The organism is Dyadobacter sp. SG02, assembly GCF_900109045.1.
Classification (GTDB): Bacteria; Bacteroidota; Bacteroidia; order Cytophagales; family Spirosomataceae; genus Dyadobacter.
This window is the reverse complement of the sequence record NZ_FNYL01000013.1, coordinates 164,873-187,887: the sequence shown is the minus strand read 5'-3', so window position 1 is coordinate 187,887 and position 23,015 is coordinate 164,873. Positions and strand designations below refer to the sequence as shown.

Sequence of the window (23,015 nt, the reverse complement as noted above, 5' to 3'; positions counted from 1 at the left end):
TTCAAAATTCACTCATTCACTCATTCAATTAATGAACCGCCGAGACGTCCTCAAAAGCCTGACCATTTTGCCCGTAACCGGCAACATTTTATCCAAACGGCCCCTTCTGTCCACGCGATCTTTCGGAGACAAACCCATGCCCGACCTGCACCGCAATGCGTTCGTCATGGACGGGCATACGCATGTGATGAGCCGCGAGCTGGTGCTGAAAAGCGATATTGGTCGGCGTTATCCCGATGGTACGGTCGACCTGCCGAGGGCCAGGGAGGGCGGGCTGGATGCCATGTTTTTCTCGGTCTATACGCCTGAAAACTATTATCCGGGAAGGTTCGAGACCAAGAATACATTCCGGGTGGTGAACCTTGCATTGGATCAGATCAAAAAAAATAATGCCGTGATCGAGCTCGCGCTGACGGCTTCCGACATTGAGCGGATCAATAAAAAAGGCAAAATGGCCGCTTTCCTGGACCTGGAAGGCGGCTACGACCTCCATGGCGATCTGGATTTGCTGCGAGCCCTTTACAAACTGGGCCTGCGCTCGATGCAGCTCACCGCCCACAGCACGACAAACGCCTTTATCGATGCCTGCAACGATGTGTACACCTGGGGCGGCATTAACGACCATGGGAAAGCGGTGATTAAGGAAATGAACGACTTGGGCATGGTCATCAATGTGGCCCATGCTTCCAACGACGCCATACTGCAGTCGGTAGCGGCTAGCCGTCATCCGGTCATTTACAGTCACGGCGGTTTTTACAAAATAGTAGACCATCCCCGCTGTATCTCAGACGAAGCGGCCAAGGCTATTGCAGCCAAAGGCGGGGTGATCGGTGTGCATTTCGGAAGCCTTTTCAACAACCCGAAGTACTGGGCTTGGCAGAAACCGAACAACCCGATTAAAGTCCAGCCGAGCCCTCAGCCGAAAACGCCGCGGATACTCGCCTCGCAGGTCACCAATCAAAGCATTGAAGATGTGGACAAAGAGTTCGCGAAAGAACTTCCGTTTACCTACAATGGAACCATCCCCGACGAGTACTGGATGCATGTGGACCAGCTGGCCAAAGTGATCGACTATGGCGTTAATCTTGTGGGTGAAGATCACATTGCCCTGGGTTCGGATCTGGACGGCGGCCCCGAACTGCCACGCGAAATCAAGGACATCAGCGATTACCCCCAGATTACCATTGCCTTGCAAAAGCTGGGTTACAGCGACCAGCGCATTAAAAAGATCCTCGGCCTGAACTGGCTCCGGGTGATTCGTCGGGTGACAGAGGGGAAATAATGAGCAGACATCGACCCGGAGCGCAAATCAGGGGAATATTCTTACCTGACCAGTTTTCAAAACCTGTCAGGTAGGACAGAAAATATAACTCTGAAAACCTTAAAGATCAATTTGGCTAAGTGTGTGGTGTTTTCCAGAGCCATTTTTTTCTGTATATGATGGTAAAATCAATGTCCGGAAACAAAAATTCCTCCCGATTGGGAGGAATTTAAGCTAACTTTTATGGTATGATCGACTAGATCACGGTTACGTTAACCGCGTTCAGTCCTTTTCTTCCATTTTCAACTTCGTAAGATACACTGTCATTTTCACGAATGTCGTCTACAAGACCTGACACGTGTACGAAAATATCAGCTCCACCATCTTCAGGAGCAATGAAACCAAAACCTTTGGTGTCATTAAAAAACTTAACTGTTCCTTTATTCATAACATTTTTTTAAAAATATGCTCAAAATTAAACTAAAATTCTGACACTAAAAAACTTTATCAAAAAGTCCGGGATTTATTTTACAAATTAAATATTAATCCGCGGCAAATTCTGATTGATCAACCCACGTTACGCTTTGCTTTGTATCAGCCCTGACACGACATTGATCGTCAGCGCTACGAGCAGCGTATTGAATGCGAACGACAACAACGCATGCACCAGCGCGAGCCTTCTGAGTTCCTTCGAAGAAATAGTCACGTCCGAAACCTGGAATGTCATGCCTATCACAAAAGAGAAATAGGTAAAATCGAGGTAATCGGGTTCTGTTTCGCCGGGAAATTCCAGCCCCTGATGTTTTTGACGCTTACCGTCGCGGGTGTTTTCTTTCGGCCGGTAGTAAAGGTGGGCGTACCGCAGGGCAAACACCGTATGCACAAGAATCCACGAGCAGATAATGCAGGAGAATGAAAGGACCAAATGCAAAGTCAGGGCGGATGGCGAAGCGGCTCCCGCGCCTTGCAGCAGGAACAATATGGCAAAAAGGCTCACAAACGAAGCGGCGATTACAAAAAGGTAAATCATGGCCGGGTTCGAATCCTGGCCGCCGACTTCCCTCCGTACTTGGGCAGGATGCGAACTGAGTATCGTCACCCAGGCCAAACCAAGGTGCACGGCACTATATACAAGCCAGCCTATCATCCAATTAATGGGCTTTTCGGCAATGGAACCTGTCGAGGCAACCGCCAGCGACCCGAAAAGCAATGCGATACCAAACTTATGATGAGCGTCGAGTCGGTTGATAAATCTGATCATTTGCATAAATGGTCGGAAACACGTTTTCAATGCGGAAAGATAGCATTTTACCGATCCGGTAAGTCGCAAACCGTTTAATAACATTTCCGGAATAAGTAGAACTACTTTGGTATTCTTGCATACTTTATACATTTGTACCTGACCAAGCCCCAAATCCTTCCCGATCGATGCGACCTCCCGTTATACTTTGTGCATTTTCGAATTCTGGCGACGCCTACCTGTCGCAACTCGAAAAAGAAAAAGAAGCCATTTCGGACGCGCTTCGCGAAAGACAGGGAAAAGGCCATTTGTTACTCGATACCGATCCGCGTACGATCAAAAAACTGAGGGACCGCCTGCTTTTGTATCAGCCCCAGGTCGAAATCATTCACTACGCGGGGCACGCGAGCGGGAGCCAGCTGCTGATGGAGGACGCGACGGTTTACGGGGCGGGTTTGCTCGAATCGATCCGGTTGCAGAAGAACCTCCAACTCGTTTTTCTGAATGGCTGCTCCACTCAGGAACAGGTAAACCAGCTGCTCGACGCCGGCGTGCGCGCGGTAATAGCCACCAGTGTTGACATCGGCGATGATACCGCCACCCGGTTCGCCGAAGACTTTTACCAGAAGATGGCCAGCGGGCATTCCATCGACGAGGCCTTCAAGCTGGCCACCGAAATCGTTACCGCGAAAAACAATGCGACATTAAATACCTCCGATCACCAGGACCGCGGCATTGCCCGGCTCATCAAGGCGCCCAACACGGGGCCGGTATGGGGGCTTTACCTGCACAAAAACCACCAGGATGCGGCCAGCCACCGGCTGTCGGAAAAAAGCTTTTACGAGCTGCATATCAAAAGCCAGATCGACACCCAGTTCAATACTTCCGAAGACGCCATTCTCGCCGCGCTTTACAATGTGCTCATGACGTTCAGCGACGAGCTGCCGATGTTCGAAGACCTCGAAAAGAAGTATGGCGAGCAATGGGACCCGAAGCGGTTCGATGTGCGGGAAGTCAAAAATGCGATTATCAATAGCCTGCCCTCTCCTATTGCCGAACAGGTGCGAAAATTGCTGGTTACCGAAGACGAACCGCTGGCCAGCGAGCGCCTCCGGTTTCTGATCAACACCTACTCGGTGATGGCCGACCTGCTGCTATTCATCATGTTTTCCCAGCTTTGGGAAGCGCTCGTGCAGGGCAAGGTACCCGCATTGGAAGACCCCCTGAAAGAACAGATCGGTGCTTTCTTCCACCTCGACCACCAGGACAGGCAGGCATTCGACGTCATTCCGCTCGTCAGGCTTATCCACGACAAGCTGAAATCCCACGACGTGCCGCTGTTTGTGAACGAAATGTCGCACCTGGCCGACCTTATGGACGAGCGCGACAGCGAATTTTTCGGCGCTTACCTGAACATGACGCGGATCAAAAGCAAGTACAAGGACCTTTCCATTATGGACGATCTCGACGACCGCGAATGCCGGGAAGATTCGCAAAAAGCGGAAGCTAGCCTTTGCATTATGTTCAAGGAACTGGGCTTCTGCGCGCGGTACAAGTTTGCGACTATCAAGAACATTTACATTAATAAAAAGAAGAACCAGCCGGCTGTTTTTCAGCACAAAATGGTGAAGCTGGATTATGTGCTGGTAGGATTTACCGACAAGATGGAGGATTTCGAGAACTTCACGGACTCTAACTCGGTGGTGATCTACAAAATCGAGGACAAGAAACTTTCCGCATTCAATTTGTACCCGTTCGTGATCGATATGAATGCGTTGATCAGCGAAAAGCTTTCCAAGATTTATTTCTTCTATAATTATGATAAAAACGCTACTGCCGCTACCTGCACCTACAATTTCATCAAGAATATCAATGAAAAGAAAGACCGCTTGCAAATCCCCGCTTTGCCCAACTTTCTGAGGACAAAGACCGATCTGAAAATATCCCAGGAAGAACTGGAAACGATCGGGCCGGATATTCTCGAAAGCGTCGAAGGTTTCATTTCCTATTTCAAATCCTGACCCATCATGACACACTCACCGTTCAAACTGCTGGATTCATTCGAAAAAAACGAACGCAGCGCATTTTTTGAAAGAGAGGACGAGATCAGGATCATCTATAATTACATCCACGAGTCGAATATCGTGCTGGTAAACGGTCCTCTGGGTACCGGGAAATCCAGTATCATCAAATGCGGCCTCGCCAACTGCTTCGAAAAAACCGACTGGCTCGAAATATTTGTCAGGCGGTACGACGACATCAATATTTCACTGCGCAAGGAAATCAATCTGAAAAACAAAAAAGATTTCCCCCTCGATTCCGATATCCTGGATTGCCTCAGATCCCTGTATCTGGATTATTTCAAACCCATTTACCTGATTTTCGACCAGTTCGAGGAGATATTCATTTTAGGAGGTATTGAAGAGCAGGAAACGTTTTTCAACGACCTCCGGCGCATACTCGACGCGAAAGACATTCCGTGCAAGGTCATTTTCATCATGCGCGAGCGCTACATCGCGCAGTTGCAGAAGTACGAGAGCATTGTACCGGAGATCTTCGACAAACGCGTGCTGATCGAGCGGATGACCGACAACGATATTAAAAACGTCATTAAAAAATCCTGCGAATATTTTGAGATAGAAACCGACGACGCTACCGTCGATGCGATCGTCAGGAACCTGAAAATAGACGAGAACCTGATTGAGCTCCCGCATCTTCAAATCTACCTCGACCGCCTCTGGCATAAGGCTCCCGGTACCCGTAAAAGCTTCAAAATGAACTTACTGGCCGATGTGGGCAATATCCAGAATGTGCTTAAACAGTTCCTGGAAGAAAGGATCGAAAGCACGATCGCCGAAGTTTCGGCGGTGCATCCGGGCGTCAATTACAATACCGTGCGGGATGTGTTGTACTGCTTCGTGAGCGACGAAGGCACGAAACGCCCGCAGAAAATCGAGGAGGTAATTTCGCAAACCGCCCCGTTGGACGTTGCTACCGCGATTGTTAAATCATTGGCCACCAAGAACATCCTGCGGCTAGACAAATACGGCGGGAATGGAGCCGGCAGCATTTATGAAATCGCGCATGACAGTCTGGCCCAAATCATTTACGACAAATACAGTCTGGAAAATTCGCACATTGCCCGGACGATCAAGACCATCAAGAATGCTTATGTGAAGTACGAGCAGTCCAACAAAATATGGTTCCTGCGATCATACCTCGACCGGAACGACTTACGGGACATCAAGCGATCATCCAAAGACATTAAGGAGAATGTCGCGCTGAGCAAGCAGCCGACGAAGGAAGAATGGAAATTCGTAGCGGACAGCAAACGCAGGCTCACAACCATTTACGCGCTCAGCTATGCGGCGGGGGCCATTTTCCTTTTAACTATTCTGACTTTCATTACGATATGGAGCTCGGAAACCAGTACGCGGTACCGACTGCTCATTAACCTGGCCCGATCGAAAACCCAGCAGTATATCCTCTACAAGCAGTTCGAACAGAACAGTACGCTGTCGGGATTGTTCGGGGACGGCATGTTCGACGAGATTAAAAGGTATCCCGAGCACGAAAATCTGTATTTCGCCTCCATATTTAATGTAGAACCGATTACCGACATGGCTTTTGCGCACGTAGGAAGCGAAAGAAAGCTCCTGATTGTAGCAGGACCTAACACCGTAAGTTTGTATAACGAGCGTCTGGGAACGCTTGAAAACAGGTACAGCCTCATCAGGGACCGCTGGATCAGAGACCGCGCTAACCACGGGATTACGGTGGCTATCAACAGCCACGATACCACGCTGGTGCGGATATCCTACAACGATGGGAAAATGCTCCTGATGAAAAGGTCGCTCGACACCACCAATATCGGTGAATCGTTCAGGCTAACATCGGAAGGCATTTTGAGCGACAGTACGCAAACGCTCTATGATGTGGATAGTGAATTCAAATACAACTCGTTGAGAAGATTCCCGCACGATTCTGTGATAGCCATTTCGGACACCCGCATGGGCATTACCCGGCTGTTCTGGACCGGTAACAAAAGAGTCGAACCGAGTACCCGGCTTCTTCCCGAAACGAAGGTGCGCTTCCTGCTGCCACTGGATACCGAAGACCTGGAATACCTGAAAAGGAATTCGAGTATCGCGGCCAAAGAAGACCTTTGGACATACCTTGAAAACGAATACCTCACATCGATCGACAGACTGTCGAGCCATTTCTTTTCCTCGGAAAATTCCGGATCACTGGTTAACCTGAAAGGCGTGCTGAGCGCTTTGGTCAGACAGGTAGAGGGGCAGTACAACTATGGTCTCTGGGCGGCATTAACCCGGAAAATTGGCGCGGACGGTAACCGACGCCTGAACGAAGTTTTTTGGAACGTACGTACTGAACTGGAAACAAAAATCCAGAAAATGAGAGCGGACGAGCGTAACACGCTCTTTTCCTTCGTCCGCGCACAATCGAAACGCTACGCCAGCGACGACCACATTCTTTTCCTGGAAGATATGCAGGAGAAACTTCCCGGCGATACCTGCCTGAACCACTACCTGTCGATCGTCTATAACAATGCATCCTGGTACCGGCTGTTCGACCGGAATTTTAAAAAGTCGGTTGAATATGCTAAAAAGGGTCTGGCTGTGCCTATCACACCCAAGTCGCGCCTCGACTACATTTACGTAAATCTGGCGCACGCCTACCTCCTGTCCGGAAACGTGGCGGAGGCCAGAGGTTACTATCGGAAATATGCCCTGAGCAAAAATTTCAGCGAGAAAAACTGCACTTACGCGGAAAGCGCCGTCTACAACCGCGACGCGATGATCGCCGACCTGCAAGCATTTACCCGGAAGAAAATGGTCCCGGATTCGCTTAAAAACGATGTGGCGTCGATCATCCGGATGCTCGACGCCATTCAACCGCCCGGCGCCGGTTACAACAGTTTCGCCAGCGCAGCCACCGATTCGTCGACCACGAAATAGTTGAGGTGGTGGCAAGACACCTTTTGCGGCACGGCGGCCGTCTTCGCGTGGAAGATGCTGTCCGTGCTTACGGCAATGTCGTTGATGGTATTTTCGTAAACCCATGTCCCTATTTGCGTGACCACTTTTTCCATTAATGGCAGTCCGTTGCTGGCCAGCAAATAGGCGTCGAGGTCGCCGCCGACGATGAAGTAGGGAATCGGGGCGGTATTTCGCTGGTTCAATTTCTGGATAAAATCGCTCCCGCTGTCCATTTGTGCCAAAGTGTACAGCACCTGCTTATTACCTACTTTCAAAACCGTCGATAAAAATCCCGTGACCGCGCTCACCTGCGGCGGAAAGAGCTTGGTGCCCAACGCCAGGGCCACGGATGTCCAGCTCACGTAACCCGGGATCTCTCCAAACTTGCTGCCGCCATTCGGAGTACCGGCCATAATGAGTTTGTCGACCAGCTTATCGCCGCCCAGTTCCTCGATCATATACCGCGACACCAACCCGCCCATCGAATGCGCGACGATTGTCAGTTGCTTTCCGTCGTTTTCATGAAATCCAAGGTCCGTCAGTTTGCCTTTCAGGATCGCCGCGATTTCTTCGATCGGTGTATTGAGGTTTTCATAATCATAGGTCAACACAAGGTCATAACCGGCGTCGATCGCTATTTTGAATGTCTTCGCCATGTCCTCGGTATCCCCGATAATGCCGTGTACGAGCAGCAGCATTGATTTTGCCTGGCTTACTTTCTCTTCCAGCCCGGCACTTTCGCGGGATGCTTCGTAATCATAATCCACCCAACGCAGCTGGTTGGGATCGGTTTTAATGCCCAGTTTACCGGCGAATTTCAGGAATACCATGCGAAAAGCCCCACCGAGGCTCCGCGTTTTCTCCGTAGCTTCTTCGGGAATGGTATCCACGCTGATCTGCAACAAACCCGGCTCGGGAATGGCCACAATACCCATCGGCAAAAAGTCCTCGCCATCGAAGAAGAAAGGTAATACGAGCTCGTCTTCCTTTTCAGGCCGGATGTCGATGATCAATGGGTTCTCTTTCAAGGCGGCCGTGTTGCTGATCTCGACCACCTCGGCAATGCTGCGGTCTTCTCCCCGGGTACCTTCGTCGAAGTTCACGATTTCGAACCACGGATTACCTGCCGCATAGGCCTCGTTGATAACCGGCTTATCGACGCTCCGGGTTTTGGAAACGAGCGGCGCCCAGCCGAGCTTGCCGCGGAACGACGCGTGTGGCTGCACGGTAATGCCCTTCCCGATTTCTACCGACTGCGCTCCCAGTTCTTCCTCCGCTTTTTTAACAAGCCTGATACTGACCGCTTTCGTAATCCAGTCGGACTTGCCGCCGCCGATCCCTTTCTTGGACTGGCCGAGTCCGCGGCCGCCCGACGGCGCTACTGTTGCGCCCATTTGTAGCGGCTCCTGCACGAACAGGCTGCTGTCGATGGCTTCCGTTGAGACGATCAGTTTCAGGGTATCGATCTCCTCTTCACTGTTTAGTGTAAAAACGTCGCTTGTAAGCACGACCGAAGTGCCCGGACTCACCGGCTGGGAATCGTTGAAAATGACCGTCACGCCGAAATCCGGCGAAAGGTAGAGCAGGCACACGTTTAAAGTGCGGGCCGTCCCATTGGTGAAATTGACTTTGAATGGAATATCCTCGCCATCGTGATCGAGGGTGATCAGCTGATCGGAGAATATGCCCGTAGCCCCGCCCTGGGCAACTTCCACATTAAATGTAACTTGCTGAGGCAGAATGGCCGATTGCGCATTCTGCAAATCGAGCAGGGCTTGCCAGCGGGCGAGCGTTTGCAGGATAGTCAGTGTATGTGTCGCCGAGAATTTGTCCGTTCCAAGCACCGTTTGAATGCGTACGTCGCTCCCCGTGTGATATGCGGCGATATTGCCGTTTTCTATTTTCAGTTCAAACAATGCCGCGGCAGGAACGTCGGTCAGTATCACACCCGACTCCGAAGCATTCGCCAGCGTTTCCTGCATTACCTGCTTCACGGCGGCATCGCCATATACGAAAAACGGTCGAAGGCGAAGCGACTCCGGCTCTCCCCAATACACATTGTTTTCGTCGAGGGGTAATGCGCCCGTTTGCAGGGTACTTTCCGTCACGTTCAATACATCCAGCACCACAGTCCCGATGAGCAGCCCTTCCGCTACTGAATCGTATATTTTGATTTTGAAAGGCTCGCCTACCCGCTGCTCGATGCCCATGCCCGCACCCAGGTCGATCGTCCACTTGCCCGCCTTCATATATACGCGGTAGCGCGTGAGCCGTCCGCCGTCTACATTTCTGCCCAGAAACCCCTGGCTTACGTTGAAAACCCCAAGCGCTTCCATCTGCGGCGTCTGGTTTTTCAATGCATTCCGGATGAACGCCCGCACCTGAACGAACAAGTCCGCATAGGTAACCTGCCCGCCGCTTTTGCCCAGCATGGAAATCAGCGATTGCGTAAACTGCCCGTGCCCATTATACTCCCACGCCCGCTCGATCCGGTCGCAGGCGGCGAGCAGCAGATGGTCCGAAGCGGGGATATTGACATTGCCCCGTTGCAGGTAGGCGCCGTCCAGGTAGCTTTCAAGTGGTCTCACATCGGAGGTACCTTTTTCAAACCGCGGCTGCATTTGCAGGAACTGTTCGACCTCCCGCGTGACAGAACCGGAGTGGCAGGAGTCGGCAATGACCACGATCCGCGGGTTGCGCTCGCTCACTTCTTCGATCAAAAGGGCTATTTCTTTGTCAGCCAGGTCATATTTGCCCGGCTCCCGGCTGTCGTGCAAAACCCAGGTCTGCTCCTGGCGGTCGGAAGTCGCCGCCTGAAATTCCGGCGCCGTAATGCCGGTCGAACCATGTCCCGAGTAATATACCAACGCAATATCGTCGGGCCCGGCCTGGGCAAGATGTTTTCTGAATCCGTCGATCACATTCGTCCGCGACGCGTTCGCATCGGTAAGCACGAGAACTTGCCGTCCGTCGGGGATCAGGTCCCCGTAATTTTCCTCTAAAAATTTTCCAAAATCGGAGACGTCGTTCAAACAACCGTTCAGCGATCTGATTTGCGGGTTCGAGGACGGACTATACTCATTGATGCCAATCAGCAAGGCGAAGATTTTCATAGGATAAAAGGTTGGGTTTGAAAGAACGGCTATCTGCGACGAACGGGCTGCAACTGGGCAACATAAGGCGCATATTGCCTGAAATTACCTGCCCAATGCATTAAAATCAACACCCGGGATGCTTTGTTATCGAACGGATCAATGACGGACCGGGGGGCTGTCGCGGCCCGGGGAGTTCCGGTAAATAATTTGTTTTACTGCCCTCCCGAACACCCCGGAAAAATACCGTAATTAAAAGTTTAGTCATCGAAAATACCATCATGGGCATCGGGACAATTAACCCTCGGCAACATAAAACAAGACGGAACCGGCTGTTTTTCGTCGCCATAGATCAATACGACCACTGGACGCCGCTGCAATACCCGGTATCCGACTGCCAGCGATTTTTTGCCGTGCTCAAAGACTCTTACGGTTTTTCGGACGAAAACCTCATTATCCAGCCGCTTTTCGACAAAAATGCCAAAACCGACATCGTTTTCGATGAAATCTGCTACCTGGCCGACAAGGACGAAAACGGCGAGCTCCGCGTCAGGCCCGACGAGAACCTGATCATCTATTTTTCGGGGCACGGCCATTTTGATAAAAACAAAGAAGGTTATTGGGTACCATCGGATGCGCCGATACTTTCGGAAAGGCCTAGTGATTTGAAAAAACTCATTTCGGTGAGTGAGGTAATCCGCATTCTGTCGAATATCAAAGCGCATCACATTGTATTGATCGTCGACGCGTGTTTCTCGGAAGCATTTGCGACGATGGAGATCGATGTTACACAACAAGCCCAATCGGCCGATTCCGAGGAAGTTCCGTCGCGCTGGGTGCTCACCGCCGGGCGTAACGGCGTGGTACCGGACAAGAGCCCCTTCGCGGAAGCGCTCATCGATATACTTCATAAGAATGCCGACGATAGTGTGTCCATCAACTGGCTGGGCGCGCAAATCACGAAGCAGGTGCGCGACAATGGGTTCGACCTGGAACCGCTTTGCAAGAGCCTCGTCAACCAGAAATACAAGCTCGGCGAGTTCTTCTTCCATCGCGCTGTGAATGCTGCGCGGCCGACTGCTCCTTTCGACACGGCAAACCTGCAAGCCACATTGCGTGCCGGTTCCAAAGCGCAGTTCGAGCGGTTGCAAAAAGGGCGTTACAAATACCTGAACATCGAGAGTATCCTCGTTTCGGAGATTAATCTGGGTAAGTACCTCGATGTCCAGGTCAAAACGGATACCCAGGTTGCTTCGCTCGAACTGGCGGTGACGGTTCTATGGAAAAACAAAAAGTCGCAGGCGCTGCTTGTCGGGGATGGGGGAATGGGAAAGACAGTGTCGCTGCTGTTACTATGGCGCGACCTGCTCTTTGAAGAAAACGGCCCTGTTCCGGTATTCATTCCGCTGAACGAATACAACTCGGCTTCCGAGGCCGAGCGCAACGATTTTGTTGTCAGGTATATTTGTAAAAATCTCCTGAATATCCCCGAGCCGCCCGCTGAGACCGTGAATGCGCTCTGGAAGCTTTTCGAAACACCTATGGAAGGCAGCCCCTCGCTTATACTGCTACTGGATGGCCTCAATGAAGTGACCGTCCCGAAAGGTCGCCTGATGGCCACCGTGAACGACCTTGCAGCGAGGGCAGGCGGTACTCAAATGATCATTTCATCCAGAAACAGACAGATCGAAAAACTGGACCTCACCAGCGAGAGCGCCGCATTGATGCAGATCCTGCCCCTTACGCCGGAAACCGTCGTTGCTTACCTGAAAGAAAAAGGCCAGGAAATACCGACCAATAAGGATTTGCTCGGACTGTTTGCCAACCCGATGATGCTCACGCTCTATTCCGGGGCCAATAACATTGCATTGCGGTTCAAAGACGACGACCGCTTCCATTTCAAAAAAGTGACCACTTACGGCGAGTTGCTCTGGAATTTCAATGAAGCCCAACTCGCGCAGCTAACCGATGCCAACGACGAAGCCGATATCCTTTACCAGACTTTCCTGCTACGCGTACTCGTGCCCTACCTTGCCTACAAGATGGAAGACAAGGGAAAATATGCCATTACCATCCGCAAACTAGCCGACCCAACCTTCAATTTCAAGACTTTGCTGGACGAGGCATTCAAGGAACTGAATACCGAAGAGCTTACAGAAATATATCCCGAATTTGAAGGCAGGCGGAAAGAACTGGGCCTGGGTGTGCTCATTGAACTGGATGACAAGGAACAGCGATCGGGCAAAGTGAAACAGTTTCTCGTCGAGCGCCTGCGCGTGCTCGTGATGGAAGGCGACGATCTCCGGTTTTTGCACCAGAATTTCCGCGATTTCTTCGCGGTATGCCATATACGCAACATGGCGCAGATCGCGTTGGTGCGGCGCGCATTGCCGGATGTGTTTTTCAGGAATTATATCCCGGTATACCTGCGGCGCCTACTCGGTGAATTAGAAGGTGAGCATTATTCGGTACCCACCTGGAATGCAGCCAAAAATCGCCTCGAACTGGTGGAACGGGAAAACCTGCTGTCTCGGTTGATGGATATGTGCAGGAATGATTCGGGTATCGTTACAGAGGAAGCCGAGCGCGGGTTCGTGATCCGCAATGTGATGACGATCTGGCTCGATCTGCGCCAGAGCCTGGCCGGTGCGAATCTGACCAATCTGGATCTGCGCCAGATCTATTTTAACGGTCTCCCGCTGACCCGACACCAGGGCAACGCATATCTTCCGGCACGATTCGACGGAAGTATCCTGGATGGCCTGGGGTTTGTTTTCGGAGGGCATTACGGGCAGATCAACCAGGTGCATTACAGTCCCGACGGCAAGAAACTCCTCACCGCCTCGGACGACGGGACCATTAAAGAATGGCTTACCGCCACAGGAAAACTTTTACAGACATATTCTGGCCATACCAATAAAGTGGTTTCCGCCCGATATAGCGCTGACGCCCAAAAGATTGTATCGGCATCGCACGATACGTTTGTCAAAGAATGGTCGGTTGCCTCGGGAACTGAACTGACCAGCTACGACCATGAGGAGGCCAAGGTAAACAATGCGGTATATGCACCGGACGGTACCAAAATCCTTACCTGCACCGACGACAAGCTGATCAGGGAGTGGAGCATTGCGACCGGTAAATGCATTAAAACCTATTCCGGCCATAGCAAAAATGTATCGGCCGTTAGTTACAATCTGAAAGGTGACAGAATCCTTTCCCCGTCCGCTGATATGAGCGTGCGGGAATGGTCCGTCGAAACGGGTGAATGCCTCAGGGTCTTGAACGGGCATACGCAAAAGGTCAACAGCGTGTGTTACAGCCCCGACGAGGCGCATGTACTCTCCGCGTCCGACGACGGTACGATCATCGAATGGTCCGGGGAAAGTGAGGAACCGTTCAGGCTTTTCAAAGGGCATACCGACCAGGTGTACCACGCCATATACAGTGCCGATGGCGAAAAAATCCTCTCGACTTCCAAAGACAAAACCATACGCGAATGGTCGGTCAAAACCGGACTGGAAAGCCGTACCTATTCGGGACATACCGACAAGGTCAATTTTGCAAGCTACTCGCCCGACAAACCCAGGGCCGTTTCGGCTTCCGACGATAAATCAATCCGCGAATGGAGCCTCGAGACCGGCACGCAGCTCTTCGCGATCAGCGGGCAATCCGACTGGGTGGTGAACAAATGCGTGATCAGCCCCGATTCCAAAAAACTCCTTACCGTAAACTACGACCGCACTTTCAGCGAAATACACATTGCCTCCGGCATCGTTTTGCAGGCATTCCGCGGACATGAAAAATGGCTGCACCGGGCCAGGTACAGCCTCGACGGTACCAAAATCATATCCACATCCGACGACCTCACGATCCGGGAATGGCTGGTCGGAACCGGCGAATGCATCCGCATTTACAGGGGCCACACCTACGGCGTCGAGGATGCCACCTACAATGCCGACGGCACCCGGATTCTCTCGCGCGATTTCGGGCACAACTTCCGCATATGGTCGGTAGCGACGGGCGAATGCCTCGAAGTCGTAGACGACGAGGCGAAAAAAAAGCAGCTGCATTCAGAAATGCAACTGCTCATATCGGCGATGGCCAAGCCTTTCAATATCAAATGCAGGTATGCCGAAATCACCGTCAAAGATTCAGCTTCCAAACCGGTGCTTTCCTTCGTCAACGTCTCGGGCCTGCTCGTGCAAGGATGCGACTTCCGGAACGTCGATCCGGCCTCGAATTTCTCCGAGGCCGTCAGGAAAAACCTGAGAAGTTATGGTGCCATTTTCAGCGACGCGGACGAGGCGGCGTGGGAAAGTGCAAAGGCAGCTGGTTAGTTATCAACCAAACCGTCGATCACATTCAGGAAGCTTCCCGCAACGGCCTGAAAGCCATTCTTGTCAGGATGAATTTCGTCGTACCACTGATCGTCGGCCACGAGGCCACGCGCATTGATGTAATGCACATTCGGGAATTCGGACGATACTGCGCGCAGACGATCGTTGAACTCGTTCAGAATGTAGCTGATGACGCCCTTGCGATCCACCTGGCTCGTCATCCCCTTTTCGATCATGTAGCGCCCCAGCCAGCCCTTGTCGGTCTTTTCCAGCGGGGTAATGTAGTCGTAACCGTGGCAAAGCGCATGAATATCAGGCCGTAATGCAAACAATTCGTTGAACATTTTACGATAAATGGTTTGCAGGTTATCCAGCTCGGCGATCAGCGACGGTTCGAGGTAATCCTGCGGTGTGAGCCCCGTTTCGTGCGGCCCGGCTTTGATATGGTTCCGGAACTGCTCGCCCAGCACGTCGTTTCCTCCGCCGCTGATGAGGAAGAACCGGGGAGATTTGTCTTCGACCGCTTCCAGCCACTCCCCTTCCCGGTCATAGTTCGCCAGCGTATCACCTGCCGCAGCTACGCAGTAAATCGGGTATACTTTCGATAAATGATCGATCGTATCGACCACCAGCGGATGCTGGAACCACGAATCACCTTCGGATACGATTTTAGGTGCCCGTGGGAACCTCAGGCGCATAATGCGGTATTTGGAATTGCGGATCAGGCGTGCCGTTTTATTGGCAGCGTCCAACAAGCCGTCCCGGATAAACCCTTTTTCATCCAGGTGCGCGTCCCGGTTGCGCAGCTGCACATCCGGTTTCAGCTGATACTCGGGTTGTAAATCCAGCCTGGTGACTACTTCGAAATAATTCCCCAATGCATATTCGGCGAGGTTTTCGTCTTCCAGCATAGCGGCAAGGTCGTCTTCGGCCACGATGTTGTATTCCGGATTGACGTACTCCAACGAAAGCAACTGCGTCGACCAGCTAGCCGCCACGTTCTTATCCGTCTCGCCAATCCCCTTCCCGATACCGCGGGTAGATCCTTTTTTGCCTACGGTAAAAGGGGCCGGCAGGCTTTCAAGCGTGAGTTCCTCGATATTCGACAGGTCCTCGGCGCTTACGATAAATTGCAGGTATTCCGAGTTTTTAGGCCAATTATACAACTGCACATAATTATCCAGCGAAATCGGGATGGTCGTATCGCCATTGTAGCTCAATTCCTTGGAAGCGCCCGGGTCCAATGGGGTAACAATGGGGTCCAGCAAACCCAGCGACGCGCCGAAACCGGCATCCAGAAATATGCAGCAACAATACAGCTTACGCGTGCTGGTATTGGTTATTTTGATGCGGACACTTCCTTTCCATTCGCCGTCAACCTTCTGATAATTAAGCCTCACAACGTCGTTGACTGCCTGGATCGGCTGGCCGTCGGCATCGGTCACCTCGATCTTCAACAGCGTCCCTACCGCCGCGTCATTCCGCAGGTTTTTCAGGAAATGCCAGTTGGAAATGTGTTTGAGGTCTTTCACGAGTTCACCCGCAAATGCCTCCGAATCCAGCTCGATCTGCTCCACAACCGGACGAAAAGTATCAAAAGGTTTGGTTAGAACGGCGCGGCCATTCCGGAACGACAATGTGTAATCCGCGTCTGCTTCTTTCGCTTCCAGTCTGGCCTGGGACGGGATTTCGGTTATGAGTTTTTCGGCGAACAAAAGACTGTCCGTCAGAATATTATCCACATTATTGAGATGGATTTTCAATTGCTGGCTCATCAACCCCTCTACGTATCCCCCGTAAATTTTCGAGGTATCGAGTTCCGATTCCACGGCATTATCGAATGCGAGAATGGTGGTGTCGGCCCCCACCGATCGCACTTTGGCATCATATATCTTGTCGTCGTCGCGCACGGTAATGCCGCGGGTTGCGCGACCAATGCCGTGCACGGCGCCGCGTTGCAGTACCCAGTTGCCCGCACCGTCGCGGATTACGTCCGCGTAAGTGGTATTGCCCGGGCCGCCGGGTTTGTTGAATACGTTAGTCAATGCAAGCTCGCGGTGGTATGCGGGCGGAATGTACATGATGGGCGTCTGCTCGAAGGCATTGTTGAGCATTTGCTTCACGCGGCCATGCAACGCGGAATAGGACAGCTGCCCGCCCGATGCTTCGAGGGATTTGAGCAAATATTTGGTAAAAACCCCTTCCCCACTCACTTCCACCGCCGATTCGTCGGACTCGCACGCCGAAAGGCTCACGTGCTTCGCCGGAGGCAATACCGCATCGATGTGTTTACCTGCAAAATCATCGGGTGCGAGCTCCTGGCTGAAAATGAATTTCTCCCAGGTCCGCTGCGGGAAAACATACGGGATTCGCCGTTCGATCACCTCTTCGTAAGTCGATTTGATCAGCCCGGCATTGCGGGTATTGTCCCCCGAATGGCAGCAATCGGAGATCACGGTGATATGTGCCCCGTTTTTGGAAACGTCTTTAATCAGGTACCGCAATTCCTTGTCCGATATGAGGTATTCGTTGTCGTGGTCTTCGTCATAATAGCTCACAAGGCATTCCAGTTTGCCGTCCTGCTCGGAGGTCCAGACCGTCGTATCCGCCACTTCCTGCGTGCCGTGACCGGAATAGTAAAACACGATCACATCGTCTTTCCCGGCCTTTCCTAACTCCTTGAAAGCCTCAGTAATCGCCGTTTTGGTGGCTTGCTGGTCAGTTAGAAACCGGATGTACTTCTGATCGAACGATGTGTCGTTTTCCAGGTACCGTCGCACTTTTGTGGCATCGGCCACGCAACCCCGGAGTTTTGGGAAAGCCACTTTCTTGTTCAATACTACCTGGTCCTCGTAGGCGTCGATGCCGACCACCAATGCATGCAGGTTCGGCTTCACCGCGGCACCTTCTTCATCGTTGAAATGCGATTCGAAATCCTCCGGCGGGGCCACTTCCACACCTCTCGGCTCGGCCCACTGCGTTTCGAGCGAGGCTTCGTCGGTGATCAGTCCGTCTTCCACCACGAACGCCTCGCGTGTAGCGCTCGCGGGCTGGTATGCCTGTGCCTGTACACCCGAGATTACCTGCTGCCAGTCGAATGCCGGGCCAAGGTCCCATTTACCGCCCGTCCGGTAGTTGACGTGCGACACAATGCCTTTGAAACTCAGCACATCCTGCGTGCCCTGGTACCGCACCGACTCGTTGAGAAACTGGCGCGGGATATTGTATTTTTTGGTTAAAAACCGCAGCAGGACGATCAGGCTTTCGTACTGCTTTTGGGTATAGGATGCATAGTATTTCTGGTCGCGAAACGGCACGTTCAGCTTCTGATAGGCCTCGGTCTGCGTCAGCGGACAGTACAGGTCAATGCGGCCGGGATTATCCTTGGGTCGCGAATAAATCGTTTCAAGATTGGCACCGCGCTCGACGAGGTAACCATAGTTGATGATCTCGATCGCGACCGTCACCTTGTCCTGCGCATTGCCCGTGCCCGCATTGCCGATACCCGCGCCAATGTGTCCCGACCAGTCTTTCGACGGGAACAACTGGTAAATGGTACCGTCACGGGCAATGACAAACGGCACCGAAACCCGGAAATTCTGTGTGGTGAGCGTGTTGACACCTCCACTCAGATTGCCCGCCGTAAAGTGCAGGACGATCCGCTGCTTCGGATGCGGCGGTTCCGGCGTGTTGAAGTAGCCCGAACGTGTTTTGGGTTTGCAAAATATCCCGCGCAACGAAAGGTTCTCGCCCTCCACGGGCACCGTAAAGGGCGTAAACGTATAATCAGTCCGGTTTTTGAATGCCGCTTCGTCGGCGGCGAGTGTATCGTAACGCATGGGATAAGAGGAATTTGGTTGAGAAAAGCAGGGAACATCCGCCAGCGCAGCCGGGGCGTGCCGCAGAAGGGGACGATTTACCAAAATCGCGAGCCATTATGAAACAATTTCCTCATGATTTATTCAATGGTTTCGTAGAAATAATCCTATCTTTCCAACCATTCCCGAGGTCTGTAATACCGTAAACTTTTAACACTATCACAAAAATGGAATCCATCGATCCGAAGCAGTACATCAAAGGACTTTCACTTCAAAATTCCAGAGAATCATTCATCACCGACAGCGAGCGCGAAATCCTCTCGCGCGACCTTACCAGCGCCGAAATCGAGACCCAAACGGACGTAGAGCAATCTTTCATGAACGACAAAAGCCTTGTGTCGTTCGTATCGGAAGTATCGGACCAACGCCGGCAGGACGTGCTGCATTCAGTGCTTTTGGCGCAACTTGCCGCTAATAAGCAGTTCCCGGAAGAAGATCAGATCAAGGATTGGTATGATGCATTTATCAATGTACTAAGCAATATCGGCTGGGCATTTCAGTCCGCGAGTTTCACGCCGTTCACATCGGAAGGTACTACGATAGAGGTCGACAAAGCCATTATCGATCTCGTGGCAAGTGCAGTGGGCGGCTCGGCGCTCGTACCGTTGGTAACCAAAACCCTGGACGCCATCAAGGGCCTCAGCGATACCAGCGGCAAATTCATTGCATTTGAAAAAAACACCCATACTGCCACAAAAGGTGCATTCCAGATCGGGATTGCCAAAGAAGTAAACAATACCGTGGCGCTTCAACTAGGCACCTTTCTGATCACGTCATCCGATACCATCAAGCAGATCCTGTTCTTCAAATCATCCAAAAACAAAACAACCCTCGAATTCTGTTCGCGGGTCGGCACATTGGATGAAACCACCTACGCCACGGTGCGCGACGCGGTTCAGGCAAAGTTGGGATTGAAAGCGACTGATTTTATTGCCGGTATTGATATTAGTTAAATGCTATATGTCACGCTGAGCGAAGTCGAAGCGCCGGACGGTCGAAGCGCGGTACTGCGCCGCGCTTCGACTTCGCTCGTGACAGCTTAATCACATTTGACTATTTAACGGCTATTATTTTACAAACACGCGAGCATACTGCCTACCTCCGTTTCCTGCAACCACCACGGAATACATACCGGAAGGCAATGGTTCCGCAGGCTTTACCAGGACCACCCCGTCGCCCTCAGCGAATGTAAGAATGGGCATTTCCCGCCCGACGAGATTGTAAAGAATAATGCTTTCCGCTCCATTTGCCGCAACATTTACCCGAAATGCCTCGCCGGGGCGGGATGGATTGGGATATACCGCCAGTTTTCCGGAAGACAAGGGCTCGTTATGGATCGCGATGATCCGGGATGTTTCAGTTGTTCCATCCGCGTCGGTCTGCACGAGCCGGTAGTAGTTCGTACCCGGTTCCGGATCGGCATCGGTCCATTCATAACTTTGCCGAACAGCAGTGGTGCCTTTCGAAGCTACTTTTCCAATGGTAGTGAAGGTTTTAAGGTCTGCGCTGCGCTGGATGGCAAAATAGTCGGAGTTTTCTTCCCAGGCAGTTTCCCAATTGAGCTTAACGACGTTTTCCTGATAGCTTCCATTCCAGGAGATCAGATGTACGGGCAATGGGTTCTGTATGAAAGAAAATCCGCAGCCTGCATTTTTGGTCGGATCGGTAACATCCATTACCACTATCCCGTTACTGACACCAATGCCGAGAATGCCCTCACTGCCGGCAGGGCCATGGTCGTCGATAAATCCCTGTACAATCTGGCGCACACCCTCCCAGTCGTACCTTCCAAATTTCTGCAACAGGATAAGCGTCCTGCTAGCGCCAACAATATCCTGATATAACCAAGTAAAAATAGCCGCTTCCACATTGTATGCGGAGACCGGTCCGGAATACATGTTTTCAATAAGTCCCAGGCGCTGTATACAGCCGGTTTGAAATGCCGCATCTACCCTGTCGTATGGCCCTAATCCATTCCGGCCGATCGACAAAAATTTTTTGGTCGAATCGGTGTAAAACGCGTGGTCGTAGGCGGCATTACACAGGGTGGTCTCCAAGCCTTCCAGCAGCCGGCCCGACACAGGGCCGTTGCCGTAGTCCATGCCTGCTCTGGCTTGTCTTTCGGCGTTGATAATGTACAGCGCACGTTGCGCCTGCGTGAATGAATCGTAGCCGGCCGGCAGCGAAAAGATCCCCAGGGCATTCTGCGAAAATCCAAATTCGGTCTCTTCCGAACGCCGTCCCTTGTTGAATGCGGCTACGACCTGCGCACCCGAGACGAATAGCGCGAAGCCACTGTTGGCATTCGTTTCCTGCGGGCGCGAAAGCCTGACGGAAGTGGTCAACTTCGCGGGGGAATCGATCACAATCGACTGGGCCGACAAGGTAAATGGTAATAGGAGCAACAGGGCCGCCCCCAGGGCAGTTGCAACCTGCAAAAGTCGTATAGTAATTCGCATCGAATTCGCAGCAAAAGGGTGTTATTTTACATTCAAATCAAATGTAAAATAACCACAACTGCCCGAGCCGCACAATAGCAAATATTTGCCATTCTCGGAACCGTAGCATATGCCTCCTGGCGCATGATCCCTTTTGATTCGAAGAGCTTCAATTTCTTGATTTATTTCATATTTTTATTAAATAAATCAAACCCCGGTCTATCATGAACACAGCACCTGAAATTCATCAGATTACCCCGTCGCGCATTATGGAAACCGCGATGGCCTTTTTTGCTTCCAAAACCCTGCTGAGCGCCGTTAAGCTCGGCGTTTTCACTACGCTTTCGGGCAAAGCGCTATCCGGCGAGGAAATCCAGGCTGCATTAAAGCTGCATGATCGGGGTGTTTACGACTTTCTGGACGCACTGGTAGCCCTCGGATTTCTGAACCGGGAAGGTCTGCTCGAAACTGCACGGTATTCCAATGCACCCGACAGTGATGTGTTTCTCGACAAAAACAAGCCTTCCTATATCGGCGGGTTTGTGGAAATGGCCAACGACCGGCTGTACCCGTTTTGGGGTTCGCTCGAAGAAGCTTTGCTTACCGGCAAACCGCAGAACGAGATCAAGCACTCCGGCAAGTCGATGTTCGAAGCGCTTTATGCGACGCCCGAACGACTGAAACAGTTTATAGATGCGATGTCGGGCATTTCCATCGGCAATTTTACAGCCCTGGCCAGGAAATTCGATTTTTCACCTTATTCGACGCTCTGCGACATTGGCGGTGCGGCGGGGATATTGTCTGTCGAGGTAGCGAAGCAACATCCGAATATGTACTGTACTTCGGCGGACCTTCCGGCAGTAGAACCGATCGCAAAGGATTACATCGCATCCAAAGGCCTCAGCGGACGCGTGAATACGGTCAATATCGATTTCTTCACCGACGAGTTTCCCAAAGCGGATATCATTACAATGGGCATGATCCTGCACGACTGGGATTTACCCAACAAAAAGATGCTGATCCGGAAAGCCTACGATGCATTGCCGGAAGGCGGCGCGTTCATCGCGATCGAAGCGCTGATCGACGACGACCGCCGCAAAAACGCGTTCGGCCTGCTGATGTCCCTTAATATGCTCATCGAATTCGGGGTAGCATTCGATTTCACCGGTTCCGATTTCCAGGAATGGACCCGAGAGGCCGGTTTCCGCAGATTCGAGGTCATTCCGCTCGCCGGGCCGTCCAGTGCGGCCGTTGCTTACAAATAACCACAATCAAAAAATCCCGACCGCATGCGATCGGGATTTTAGGATATTCCTTAACGTCGGTTATCGTCCGCCTTCTCTTTGATTTTCTTACCTTCTTTTTTGGTGGCGTCGACGGCATTTTCGGCACCATCTTCAACCTTTTTGGCGCCTTTCTTAACACCTTTTTTCGTAGCCTTGTAAGCCTTTTCCGAGCCGTCCGCTACTTTTTCGGCGCCCTCTTCGGCCTTGTCGCCCACATGCTCAGCGCCTTTTTTGATCTCCTTCCCTGCTTTGCGACCTGCTTCTTTTGTCTCGGCTGCGGCCTTGTCTGCTTTTGATTTTGCATCGTCCTGTGCGTAAGCGAAGGATGATACGATAGCGAATGCCACTAAAAATGCTAATTTCTTCATGATTTCTAAGTTTATTGGTTTTCAGCCTGCTGGCTTCCCCGATTAAACAAAAACCATTCCCGGGGCCCATGGCGCGGCCGATCCCATCCACCCGGTCGCCACAAGCCCGACGTAT

General features: G+C 51.8%; 12 protein-coding genes. 6 read left to right on the top strand and 6 right to left on the bottom strand.

Going from position 1 to position 23,015, the window contains the following annotated elements:
• Window positions 1–31: 31 nt before the first annotated feature.
• Window positions 32–1,282: a dipeptidase gene (locus BMW93_RS26720; RefSeq protein ID WP_090383643.1), complete on the top strand. Its 1,251-nt coding sequence runs from the start codon at window positions 32–34 to the stop codon at window positions 1,280–1,282.
• A 235-nt stretch (window positions 1,283–1,517) separates the two neighbouring features.
• Here the strand turns inward: BMW93_RS26720 and BMW93_RS26715 are convergent, their stop codons facing one another.
• Entirely contained in the window at window positions 1,518–1,709 is a 192-nt protein-coding gene (locus BMW93_RS26715; protein ID WP_090383640.1) for a cold-shock protein, read from the bottom strand.
• Between the two features lie 129 nt (window positions 1,710–1,838).
• Window positions 1,839–2,522 carry a DUF1345 domain-containing protein gene (locus tag BMW93_RS26710; RefSeq protein ID WP_090383847.1) on the bottom strand — a complete coding sequence of 228 codons (684 nt, stop codon included), beginning with the start codon at window positions 2,520–2,522 and terminating at the stop codon, window positions 1,839–1,841.
• A gap of 167 nt (window positions 2,523–2,689) precedes the next feature.
• Between BMW93_RS26710 and BMW93_RS26705 the strand changes: the two genes are divergently transcribed.
• Together BMW93_RS26705 and BMW93_RS26700 are read left to right on the top strand one after the other, a co-directional pair.
• On the top strand, window positions 2,690–4,522 hold the full coding sequence (locus BMW93_RS26705; RefSeq protein WP_090383637.1) for a CHAT domain-containing protein: 1,833 nt from the start codon (window positions 2,690–2,692) through the stop codon (window positions 4,520–4,522).
• Between the two features lie 6 nt (window positions 4,523–4,528).
• Entirely contained in the window at window positions 4,529–7,480 is a 2,952-nt protein-coding gene (locus BMW93_RS26700) for an ATP-binding protein (protein WP_090383636.1), read from the top strand.
• Here the strand turns inward: BMW93_RS26700 and BMW93_RS26695 are convergent.
• Window positions 7,432–10,614 (bottom strand): caspase family protein, encoded by a 3,183-nt coding sequence (locus BMW93_RS26695; RefSeq protein ID WP_090383633.1) that lies wholly within the window; start codon window positions 10,612–10,614, stop codon window positions 7,432–7,434. The two genes, BMW93_RS26700 and BMW93_RS26695, sit on opposite strands and share 49 nt — an antisense overlap.
• Before the next feature lie 260 nt (window positions 10,615–10,874).
• Here BMW93_RS26695 and BMW93_RS26690 point away from each other — a divergent pair, with 260 nt between their 5' ends.
• A complete protein-coding gene (locus tag BMW93_RS26690; RefSeq protein ID WP_090383630.1) occupies window positions 10,875–14,930 on the top strand; it encodes a caspase family protein in 4,056 nt (1,351 codons plus the stop codon).
• On the opposite strand, the gene BMW93_RS26685 is transcribed toward BMW93_RS26690, so the two are convergent.
• A complete protein-coding gene (locus BMW93_RS26685; protein WP_090383628.1) occupies window positions 14,927–18,769 on the bottom strand; it encodes a caspase family protein in 3,843 nt (1,280 codons plus the stop codon). The genes BMW93_RS26690 and BMW93_RS26685 overlap by 4 nt on opposite strands.
• A 206-nt stretch (window positions 18,770–18,975) precedes the next feature.
• On the opposite strand from BMW93_RS26685, the gene BMW93_RS26680 reads away from it, so the two are divergent.
• Window positions 18,976–19,761, top strand: a complete 786-nt coding sequence (locus BMW93_RS26680; protein WP_090383626.1) for a hypothetical protein — start codon at window positions 18,976–18,978, stop codon at window positions 19,759–19,761.
• Between the two features lie 114 nt (window positions 19,762–19,875).
• On the opposite strand, the gene BMW93_RS26675 is transcribed toward BMW93_RS26680, so the two are convergent.
• Complete coding sequence (locus BMW93_RS26675; RefSeq protein WP_090383623.1) at window positions 19,876–21,267, bottom strand: T9SS type A sorting domain-containing protein; 1,392 nt, start codon at window positions 21,265–21,267, stop codon at window positions 19,876–19,878.
• A 203-nt stretch (window positions 21,268–21,470) separates the two neighbouring features.
• On the opposite strand from BMW93_RS26675, the gene BMW93_RS26670 reads away from it, so the two are divergent.
• Window positions 21,471–22,511, top strand: a complete 1,041-nt coding sequence (locus BMW93_RS26670) for a methyltransferase (protein ID WP_090383620.1) — start codon at window positions 21,471–21,473, stop codon at window positions 22,509–22,511.
• A 50-nt stretch (window positions 22,512–22,561) separates the two neighbouring features.
• Here BMW93_RS26670 and BMW93_RS26665 read toward each other — a convergent pair whose 3' ends face one another.
• The gene (locus BMW93_RS26665) at window positions 22,562–22,900 is read right to left on the bottom strand and encodes a hypothetical protein (RefSeq protein ID WP_090383618.1); all 339 of its coding nucleotides are present in this window, start codon (window positions 22,898–22,900) and stop codon (window positions 22,562–22,564) included.
• Window positions 22,901–23,015: the final 115 nt, after the last annotated feature.

Excerpts from the sequence above, each read along its gene's own strand:
- BMW93_RS26695 (WP_090383633.1), bottom strand. The coding sequence starts at position 10,614 with ATGAAAATCTTCGCCTTGCTGATTGGCATCAATGAGTATAGTCCGTCC.
- BMW93_RS26680 (WP_090383626.1), top strand. The coding sequence starts at position 18,976 with ATGGAATCCATCGATCCGAAGCAGTACATCAAAGGACTTTCACTTCAA.
- BMW93_RS26670 (WP_090383620.1), top strand. The coding sequence starts at position 21,471 with ATGAACACAGCACCTGAAATTCATCAGATTACCCCGTCGCGCATTATG.
- BMW93_RS26685 (WP_090383628.1), bottom strand. The coding sequence starts at position 18,769 with ATGCGTTACGATACACTCGCCGCCGACGAAGCGGCATTCAAAAACCGG.
- BMW93_RS26700 (WP_090383636.1), top strand. The coding sequence starts at position 4,529 with ATGACACACTCACCGTTCAAACTGCTGGATTCATTCGAAAAAAACGAA.
- BMW93_RS26710 (WP_090383847.1), bottom strand. The coding sequence starts at position 2,522 with ATGATCAGATTTATCAACCGACTCGACGCTCATCATAAGTTTGGTATC.
- BMW93_RS26675 (WP_090383623.1), bottom strand. The coding sequence starts at position 21,267 with ATGCGAATTACTATACGACTTTTGCAGGTTGCAACTGCCCTGGGGGCG.
- BMW93_RS26715 (WP_090383640.1), bottom strand. The coding sequence starts at position 1,709 with ATGAATAAAGGAACAGTTAAGTTTTTTAATGACACCAAAGGTTTTGGT.
- BMW93_RS26690 (WP_090383630.1), top strand. The coding sequence starts at position 10,875 with ATGGGCATCGGGACAATTAACCCTCGGCAACATAAAACAAGACGGAAC.
- BMW93_RS26705 (WP_090383637.1), top strand. The coding sequence starts at position 2,690 with ATGCGACCTCCCGTTATACTTTGTGCATTTTCGAATTCTGGCGACGCC.
- BMW93_RS26665 (WP_090383618.1), bottom strand. The coding sequence starts at position 22,900 with ATGAAGAAATTAGCATTTTTAGTGGCATTCGCTATCGTATCATCCTTC.
- BMW93_RS26720 (WP_090383643.1), top strand. The coding sequence starts at position 32 with ATGAACCGCCGAGACGTCCTCAAAAGCCTGACCATTTTGCCCGTAACC.